Genomic DNA, 9110 nt, shown 5'->3' on the forward strand with positions numbered 1-9110 from the left:
GATCAAGCGTTGGCCTGGATGAAGCTGCGCACCAGCGGGTAGGTCTGGCCCTCCCACTTGCGGCCCGAGAACACCCCGTAATGGCCGACCCCGGCCTGGAGGTGGTGGCTCTTGCGGAAGGGCTTGAGGCCGGTGCAGAGGTCGTGTGCCGCCACCGTCTGGCCGACGGCGCAGATGTCGTCGCGCTCGCCCTCCACCGTCATCAGGGCGGTTCTGCGGATCGCCCGCGTGTCGATCGGGGTGCCGCGGAAGGTCAGCTTGTTCTGCGCCAGCGTCGCGTCCTGAAAGACGGTCTTGACCGTCTCGAGGTAGAACTCCGCCGCGAGGTCGAGCACGGCGAAATACTCGTCGTAGAAGGTCTCGATCTGCGCCGCCTTGGCCTTCGCCTCCCTGTTGGTCTCGCCCTCGGCGAGGTGCCAGAAGAGGTCGAGATGGCCGTGCATGTGGCGCGCGGCGTTCATCGACATGAAGGCCCCCACCTGCATGAAGCCCGGATAGACCCGCCGCCCGGCCCCGGCATGGCGGCGCGGCACGGTGGCGATCAGGTTCTTCTCGAACCACTCGATCGGCTTCGAGGTGGCGAGTTCGTTGACCTTGGTCGGGTTGATCCGGGTGTCGACCGGGCCGGCCATCAGGGTCATGCTCGCCGGGTGGGCCGCGTTGCGGCTCTCGGCCATCACGGCGGCGGCGGCGAGCGCCTGCACGCAGGGCTGGCACACCGCCACGAGGTGAGCGCCCTCGCCGATCGCCTCCAGGAACTGCACCAGGTGGGCGACGTAATCGTCGAAGCCGAAGCGGCCGGCGCTGAGCGGCACGTCGCGGGCATTGTGCCAGTCGGTGATGTAGACGTCGTGGTCGGCGAGCAGGGTGCGCACGGTGCCGCGCAGGAGCGTGCCGAAATGGCCCGACAGGGGCGCCACCACCAGCACCCGGGGCTGCTCGCTGACCAAGTCCTTGCGGAAGCGGAGCAGCGTGCCGAAGGGCGTCGAGAGCACCGGCTCCTCGGTCACCGGCACCTCGCGGTTGCCGTTTCCCACCGTCTCGATCCCGTAGGAGGGCCGGGCATGGGTGAGTCCGGCCCGCATCATCATCCGGGCGGCGGCCGCGACCCAGGTCGCCGGCGCGCCGTAGCCTCTCGTCGTCCAGGGAGCGGTACCCTCGTGGAGCACCCGTCCCCAGGCGCGCGTCGCAGCGGCGGCGTCCGACTGGACCTCGAAGGCATCGTACAGCATCGGCCCGGGCACTCCCTCACGGACACGCGCGGGATTTCGCCCGCCGGCAAGTGTACGGCACGGCTTTTCCCGCCCGCGACCGGACTTTCGGCGGAACGCGGCAGCCATCCCCTGCGCTCGCGGGATGCGACCCTCGTGCCAAGTCTCTATCCTGAGGCAGTCTAGATCCGCGCGACTTGTGCGAAGATTGCGTCCCGGCGTGGGTTCCGATCGGCACGAGTCTTGGATCGCAGGGCCGTGAACCCAGGGGCAGACGGGCCGCGCGCTGACGGCCCGGGGAGGACCGGATGGCCGAGGCGACGCTGACGATCTCAAGCCGCAACTACTCGTCCTGGTCGCTGCGGGGGTGGCTCCTCTGCCGCATGGCGGGGCTCGACCTCGCGGTGGAGGTGCTGTCCGGCGATCCGGCGAGCCGGGCCGAGCTCCTGCACCTCTCGCCCTCGTTCCTGGTGCCGCGGCTGACCCACGGCTCGGTGCGGGTCTGGGACGTGCTCGCCATCGCCCAGTACCTCGCCGAGGTACGGCCGCGGGCCGGCCTCCTGCCCGACGATCTCGCCGCCCGCGCCTGGTCGCATTCGATCTCGGGCGAGATGCATGGCGGCTTCGTCAACCTGCGCTCGGCCCTGCCGATGAACCTGCGCGCCCGCTACGACGACTTCAAGCTCTGGGGCGGCGCCCGGGCCGACATCGCCCGGGTGGTCGAGATCTGGCAGGCGGCGCTACGGGCCCACGGGGGCCCTTTCCTGTTCGGCGACCGGCCGGTGGTGGCGGACGCGATCTACGCCCCCGTCTGCACCCGCTTCGTCACCTACAGCGTCGACCTGCCGCCGGACTGCGCCGCCTATCGCGACCGGATCATGGACTGGGACCTGATGCGCGACTGGGTCGCCGCGGCGGCGGACGAGCCGGAGGAGATCGAGGAACTGGACATGGAGTTTTGAGGGCGGACGGATTGATCACGCTCCGCGTATTCCAGCCGCGAAGCGGAGCCCGGAGTGCCGAAGGCGCGCCCAGACACTCAGGTGGCGCAGACCGATGCACAATGTCCTTCGCTCGATCCTGAAGGCTTGTTTGACTCGTCACATCAATCAACTCTGCACATCGACGGGCAACTCTCCACGTCATCCCGGGGCTCGACGAAGTCGAGAACCCGGGATCCATAACCGCTGACGGTGCAGGAGAAATCGGATCGGGCTCCGTCTTGTCCTCTGTCGTCAGCGGTTATGGATTCCGGGTTCCGCTGCGCGGCCCCGGAATGACGCGGAGGGTGCCAATGCGGTCGAGACAGCCGAACAGGCCCTCCGCGTCACTTAGGATTCCATCGCGCAGTCCAGAATGACGGTCGCGCCCGGGAGCCTCGCCTCGGAGGCGAATCGCTGCGTGGCGCAGCGGATCACCGAGATGATCGACGCCCATTCGCGCACCAGTCTTGCGTCCGCCCGATCCTCGAGCATCGCACCCCTGCCCATTCTCCATCCACCAGCCCATCATTTGTGCATCGCACCAATCAGCCAGGCTGCCCCGCGATCCGCTCCGGTCAAGCCGCGAATCGTTTCAATTCCAATGACTTGAACTGGCCGCCCGGCAGTTGGCACGGAACCTGCTATGCCTCTCTCGTCCGTCAGCGTCGACGGGCACCGACCGTCAGCAGAGCCGCTGACCCGAGTTCCCCTGTGGGCCCGCAACCGCGCGGCCGGCGGAAGACCTTGGGCAGCGGTTTTTTTGCGTTTCGGCACCGGACTCCGCGCCACGAGGGCGCAGCGGCTTGAGGGCGAGTTATCGATGAGCAGCGTTGAGCACACCACGCGTCGCGGTCTCCTCAAGGGGGCGGCCGGCGCCCTGTCGCTGGCGGCGGCGAGCCGCGTCGCCCTGCCGGGCGGCGCCTTCGCGCAAGGGGCCGGCCCCGAGGTGAAGGGCGCCAAGCTCGGCTTCATCGCGCTCACCGACGCCGCCCCCCTCTTCGTCGCCAAGGAGAAAGGGATCTTTGCGCGTCACGGCATGCCCGACGTCGAGGTGCTGAAGCAGGCCTCCTGGGGCACCACCCGCGACAACCTGGTGCTGGGTTCCGAGGGCAACGGCATCGACGGGGCCCATATCCTCTCGCCCATGCCCTACCTGATCAGCGCCGGCCGGGTGACGCAGAACAACGTGCCCGTCCCGATGTACATCCTGGCGCGGCTCAACCTCGCCGGACAGTGCATCTCAGTCGCCAAGGAGCATATGGGCGACAAGGTCGCCCTCGACGCCAAGCCCTTCAAGGCCGCGCTCGAGCGCAAGAAGGCGTCGGGCAAGTCGGTGAAGGCGGCGATGACCTTCCCGGGCGGCACCCACGACCTCTGGATCCGCTACTGGCTCGCCGCCGGCGGCATCGACCCGGACAAGGACATCGAGACCATCGTCGTGCCGCCGCCCCAGATGGTGGCGAACATGAAGGTCGGCACGATGGATTGCTTCTGCGTCTGCGAGCCGTGGAACGAGCAGCTGATCACGCAGGGCATCGGCTATACCGCGCTGACCACCGGCGAGCTGTGGAAGGACCATCCGGAGAAGGCGCTCGGCATGCGCGCCGCCTGGGTCGACAAGTACCCGAACGCCGCCAAGGCGCTGCTGGCCGCCGTGATGGAGGCACAGCAATGGTGCGACAAGCCGGAGAACCGCGACGAGCTCGCCGGCATCGTCGCCAAGCGCCAGTGGATCAACGTCCCGGCCACCGACGTCGTGCGTCGGATGAAGGGCGAGTTCGATTACGGCGACGGCCGCAAGGTGTCGAACAGCCCGCACATCATGAAGTACTGGGCCGACGACGCCTCGTACCCGTTCAAGTCGCACGACCTGTGGTTCCTCACCGAGGACATCCGCTGGGGCAAGTTCGATCCCCAGACCGACACCAAGGCGCTGATCGAAAAGGTCAACCGCGAGGACATCTGGCGCGAGGTGGCGAAGGGCATGGGCGTCACAGGCCCGGCCTCGACCTCGCGCGGCAAGGAGACCTTCTTCGACGGCAAGGTCTTCGATCCGGCGGATCCCTCCGCCTACCTCAACAGCCTCGGCATCAAGAAGGTGGCGTGAGATGGCGCTCGGATTAAGCCTCGGGCGCCTCGGCGCCGCCAAAGCCGAAGGGGTGAAGCGCCCCCTCGTCACCCGCGCCGCCCTGAAAGGGCTGGCGCTGCGGATCGTGCCGCCGCTCGTCGTGCTGGCGGTCTTCCTGCTGCTCTGGGAGGTCCTGTGTCAGCGCCCCGGCGCCGGCCTGCCGCCGCCGTCGCGCGTCGTGAGCGAGGCCTGGGACATCATCGCCCACCCGTTCTACGACAACGGCGGCACCGACAAGGGGCTGTTCTGGCACATCAGCGCCAGCCTCCAGCGCGTCGCCCTCGGCTTCACCCTGGCGGTCATCGCCGGCGTGATGCTCGGCACCCTGGTCGGCCAGTCCGAATGGGCGATGCGCGGGCTCGACCCGATCTTCCAGGTGCTGCGCACCATCCCGCCGCTCGCCTGGCTGCCGCTGTCGCTCGCCGCCTTCCGCGACGGCCAGCCCTCGGCGATCTTCGTGATCTTCATCACCTCGATCTGGCCGATCATCATCAACACCGCGGTCGGCATCCGCAACATTCCGCAGGATTACCGCAACGTTGCGGCGGTGCTCCGCCTCAACGCCTTCGAGTTCTTCGCCAAGGTGATGCTGCCCTCGGCCGCGCCGTACATCTTCACCGGCCTTCGCATCGGCGTCGGCCTGTCCTGGCTCGCCATCGTGGCGGCGGAGATGCTGATCGGCGGCGTCGGCATCGGCTTCTTCATCTGGGATGCCTGGAACTCCTCGCATATCAGCGAGATCATCGTGGCCCTGGTCTATGTCGGGGTGATCGGCTTCGTGCTCGACCGCCTCGTCGCCGGCCTCGGCCATCTCGTCACCCGCGGCACCGCCACGGCCTGAGGGAGGCCAAACATGACCCATCTCAGCCTCGAACAGATCGGCATCAGCTTCACCCGGTCCGGGCGCACCACGGAGGTGCTGCGCGACGTCAACCTGAAGATCGAGAAGGGCGAGTTCGTCTCGCTGATCGGCCATTCCGGCTGCGGCAAGTCGACGGTGCTCAACATCGTGGCGGGCCTGCTCAAGGCCTCGGCCGGCGGCGTTCTCCTCGACGGCCGTGAGGTCAACAGCCCCGGCCCCGAGCGCGCGGTGGTGTTCCAGAACCACTCGCTCCTGCCCTGGCTCACGGTCCGCGAGAACGTGGCGCTCGCGGTCGACAAGGTGCTGCGGTCGAAGAAGACCCGGGCGGAGCGGCGCGACTGGATCGAGCACAACCTCGCGCTCGTCAACATGACCCACGCCGCCGAGAAGCGCCCGCACGAGATCTCGGGCGGCATGAAGCAGCGCGTCGGCATCGCCCGGGCGCTCGCCATGGAGCCGAAGGTTCTTCTCATGGACGAGCCCTTCGGCGCCCTCGACGCGCTGACCCGGGCCCATCTCCAGGACCAGCTGATGGAGATCCACCTGCGGCTCAAGAACACCGTCATTATGATCACCCACGACGTCGACGAGGCGGTGCTGCTCTCCGACCGGATCGTGATGATGACGAACGGCCCATCGGCCACGATCGGGGAAGTCCTGACGGTGCCGCTGGAGCGGCCGCGCAAGCGCCTCGAACTCGTCGAGGACCCGACCTACACCCACGCCCGGGCCGAGGTGCTGGAATTCCTCTACGCCCGCCATGCCAAACCCGCGATCGCGGCCTGACCCCCATGACCGAGCGTCTCGTCGTCATCGGTAACGGCATGGCCTCGCTCCGCTTCCTGGAGCGGCTGACCGAGGCCGCCCCCGGCCGCTTCGACGTCACCTGCGTCGGCGCCGAGCCGGTGGCGGCGTATAACCGGGTGCTGCTGTCCTCGCTGCTGGGTGGCGAGGTCGACGAGGCCGCCTGCACCTTCCGCGGCCTCGACTGGTACGCCGGGCACGGCATCACGCTCGTCACCGGCGCGCCCGCCACCGCGATCGACACCGCGGAGCGCCTCGTGCGGGTCGGCGAGGGGCTGGTGCTGCCGTTCGACAAGCTGGTCCTCGCCGTCGGCTCGGTGCCGATCCGGCTGCCGAAGCCCGGCATGGATCTGCCCGGCGTCATCACTTTTCGCGATCTCGCCGACGTGGCGGCGATCCGCCGGGCGGCGGTGGCGGGCGCCAGGGCCATCGTGATCGGCGGCGGGCTCCTCGGGCTCGAGGCGGCGGTCGGGCTGGCGCGGCTCGGCGTCGACACCACGCTCCTCCACGTTATGGACCGCTTGATGGAGCGCCAGCTCGACCATGCCGCCGCGGGCCTGGTGCGCGAGGCGATGGAGGCCCGCGGCGTGCGGGTGATCCTGAAAGCCGACACCGCCGCGATCGAGGGCGATGGCCGGGTCGAGCGCCTTGTTCTCTCGGACGGCACGGTGCTGCCGGCCGACCTCGTCGTGATGTCGGTCGGCGTGCGGCCTTCCATCGCGCTCGCGGCGAGCGCCGGGCTCGCTATCGGCCGCGGCATCCGGGTCGACGACACGATGGCGACCTCGGTGCCCGGGATCTACGCCCTTGGCGAATGCGCTGAGCACCGCGGCCAGACCTACGGCCTCGTCGAGCCGGCCTACGAGCAGGCCGAGGTGCTGGCTCGTCATCTCTGCGGCACTGACGCCACCTACGCCGGCACCTCGCTCGCGACCAGCCTGAAGGTTTCGGGTCTGCCGGTCTTCTCCGCCGGTGCGGTCGACGTGCCGGACGGCGCCGAGGCGGTGACCTGGAGCGATCCGGCGTCGGGCCTCTACCGCAAGCTCGTGATCGACGGCGACCGCCTGATCGGCGCGGTCTTCGTCGGCGACGTCGCCGAGCAGGGCTGGTGCAAGACCCTGATCCGCACCGGCGACGTGATCAGCCCCGACGACCGGGACGACCTGATGTTCGGCCGTCCCGTCCCCCAACCCCTCGCAGCGTGAAGGAGCCCGCGATGGCCGACGACTTCAACGCCGAGCAGAAGCGCTACCTCGAAGGCTTCTCCCACGGCATCGCCGCAATCCGCATGACCGGCGGCCTCGCCGCCGGCGGCACCGCCGCGGCGCCCGCCGCCGAGCCGACCGGGCCGGACGCGATCCACATCAAGGCGCAGGACCGCACCGTGAAGAACGGCGGCAAGCTCGCCGAGCAGGAGAAGTGGAAGCGGGCCGAGAACCCGTTCGACGGCCACAACCGGCTGATCGCCGAGGCCGAGACCGGCAAGGCCCCGAAGCCGGAGGACAATTTCCGCTGGCGCTACCACGGGCTGTTCTGGGTCGCCCCGGCCCAGAACTCCTACATGTGCCGGCTGCGGATCCCGAACGGCATCCTGCACCACTGGCAGTTCGCCGGCATCGCCGATCTCGCCGACGCCCATGGCGGCGGGTACAGCCACGTCACGACGCGCGCCAACCTCCAGGTGCGCGAGATCAGCCCTGAGCACGGCCAGCCCTTCCTCGATGGGCTGATCGATCTCGGCCTCACCGCCCGGGGCGCCGGCGCCGACAACATCCGCAACGTCACCGGCTCGCCCACCGCCGGCATCGACGCCCAGGAACTCCTCGACACGCGGCCGCTCGCCAAGTCCTGGCACAACCACATCCTCAACGACCGCTCGCTCTTCGGCCTGCCGCGCAAGTTCAATGTCGCCTTCGACGGCGGCGGCGTGCTGCCGGTGCTGGAGGAGACCAACGACATCGGTTTCCAGGCGGTCGAGGTCCTGGAGGGCGCCGCGGTCGAGCCCGGGATCTGGATGCGCCTGGTGCTCGGCGGCATCACCGGCCACCGCGACATCGCCCGCGACACCGGCGTGGTGCTGCGGCCGCGGGAGTGCAACGCCGTCGCCGACGCGATCCTGCGGGTCTTCATCGAGAACGGCGACCGCACCAACCGCAACAAGGCGCGGATGAAGTACGTCCTCGACGCCTGGGGCTACGACAAGTACCTCGCCGCGGTCGAGGAGAAGCTCGGGCGCAAGCTGGAGCGGGTCGATCCGGCCCACGTGAAGCCCCGCGGCGGCTTCGACCGCTACGCCCATGTCGGGGTGCATGCCCAAGTCCAGCCGGGCCTCAACTGGATCGGCGTGGTCCTGCCGGTCGGCAAGATGACCACCGACCAGATGCGGGCGCTGGCCGAAATCTCCCGCGAGTGCGGCGACGGCCAGATCCGCCTCACCGTGTGGCAGAACTTCCTGTTCTCGGGCGTGCCCGACGATCGCGTGGCGGAGGTCGAGGCGCGCGTCGCGGCCCTCGGGCTCTCCACCAAGGCGTCGAGCATCCGCGCCGGCCTCGTCGCCTGCACCGGCAACCGCGGCTGCAAGTTCGCGGCCTCCGACACCAAGGGCCACGCGCTGCTCATCGCCGACCACGTCGAGGCGGCGGTGCCGGGGCTCGACGTGCCGGTCAACGTCCACCTCACCGGCTGCCATCATTCCTGCGCCCAGCACTATATCGGCGATATCGGGCTGATCGGCGCCAAGGTGGTGGTGAGCGAGGAGGGTGACACCGTCGAGGGCTACGACATCGTGGTCGGCGGCGGCTTCGGCGAGGCGGCCAAGATCGGCACCGAGATCTGGAAGGCCGTGAAGGCCGAGGACTGCCCCGGCCGGGTCGAGACCCTGCTCACCGATTATCTCGCCAACCGCACCGGCCCGGAGGAGACCTTCCAGGCCTACACCGCCCGCCGCGGGCCGGAGGCGCTCAAGGCCTTGGCGAGCGAGCGCCTGCTGGAGGCGGCCGAGTAGCCCGCACTTCCTCCTCTCCCCGCGGGCTACGGCCTTAACGGATTTGATTCGTGCGTACCAAAGGTTGAAATCAAGCCTCAAAACCACGCCTCTGCGGGTACTGATTTCAACCTTAGAT

At 69.0% G+C, this 9110-nt stretch carries 7 protein-coding genes; 6 read left to right on the forward strand and 1 reads right to left on the reverse strand.

What is annotated here, in order from left to right; all coding sequences use genetic code 11:
* Nucleotides 1-2 precede the first annotated feature (2 nt).
* The gene (locus tag ABZT49_RS12380) at nucleotides 3-1232 is read right to left on the reverse strand and encodes a polyhydroxyalkanoate depolymerase (RefSeq protein WP_355286364.1); all 1230 of its coding nucleotides are present in this window, start codon (nucleotides 1230-1232) and stop codon (nucleotides 3-5) included.
* Between the two features lie 287 nt (nucleotides 1233-1519).
* On the opposite strand from ABZT49_RS12380, the gene ABZT49_RS12385 reads away from it, so the two are divergent.
* The 6 genes from ABZT49_RS12385 to ABZT49_RS12410 all read left to right on the forward strand — a co-directional run bounded on the left by ABZT49_RS12385 (nucleotide 1520) and on the right by ABZT49_RS12410 (nucleotide 8992).
* The gene (locus tag ABZT49_RS12385) at nucleotides 1520-2173 is read left to right on the forward strand and encodes a glutathione S-transferase family protein (protein ID WP_355286365.1); all 654 of its coding nucleotides are present in this window, start codon (nucleotides 1520-1522) and stop codon (nucleotides 2171-2173) included.
* An 841-nt stretch (nucleotides 2174-3014) separates the two neighbouring features.
* The gene (locus tag ABZT49_RS12390; protein WP_355286366.1) at nucleotides 3015-4301 is read left to right on the forward strand and encodes a CmpA/NrtA family ABC transporter substrate-binding protein; all 1287 of its coding nucleotides are present in this window, start codon (nucleotides 3015-3017) and stop codon (nucleotides 4299-4301) included.
* Between the two features lies 1 nt (nucleotide 4302).
* A complete protein-coding gene (ntrB, locus tag ABZT49_RS12395; RefSeq protein WP_355286367.1) occupies nucleotides 4303-5163 on the forward strand; it encodes a nitrate ABC transporter permease in 861 nt (286 codons plus the stop codon).
* 12 nt (nucleotides 5164-5175) lie between these two features.
* Complete coding sequence (locus ABZT49_RS12400) at nucleotides 5176-5970, forward strand: ABC transporter ATP-binding protein (protein ID WP_355286368.1); 795 nt, start codon at nucleotides 5176-5178, stop codon at nucleotides 5968-5970.
* Nucleotides 5971-5975: 5 nt separating this feature from the next.
* A complete protein-coding gene (locus ABZT49_RS12405) occupies nucleotides 5976-7193 on the forward strand; it encodes an FAD-dependent oxidoreductase (RefSeq protein WP_355286369.1) in 1218 nt (405 codons plus the stop codon).
* A gap of 11 nt (nucleotides 7194-7204) precedes the next feature.
* Nucleotides 7205-8992, forward strand: a complete 1788-nt coding sequence (locus tag ABZT49_RS12410; RefSeq protein WP_355286370.1) for a NirA family protein — start codon at nucleotides 7205-7207, stop codon at nucleotides 8990-8992.
* The last annotated feature ends 118 nt before the right edge of the window (nucleotides 8993-9110 follow it).

The sequence above is a fragment of the Methylobacterium sp. EM32 genome, assembly GCF_040593685.1.
GTDB lineage: Bacteria > Pseudomonadota > Alphaproteobacteria > Rhizobiales > Beijerinckiaceae > Methylobacterium.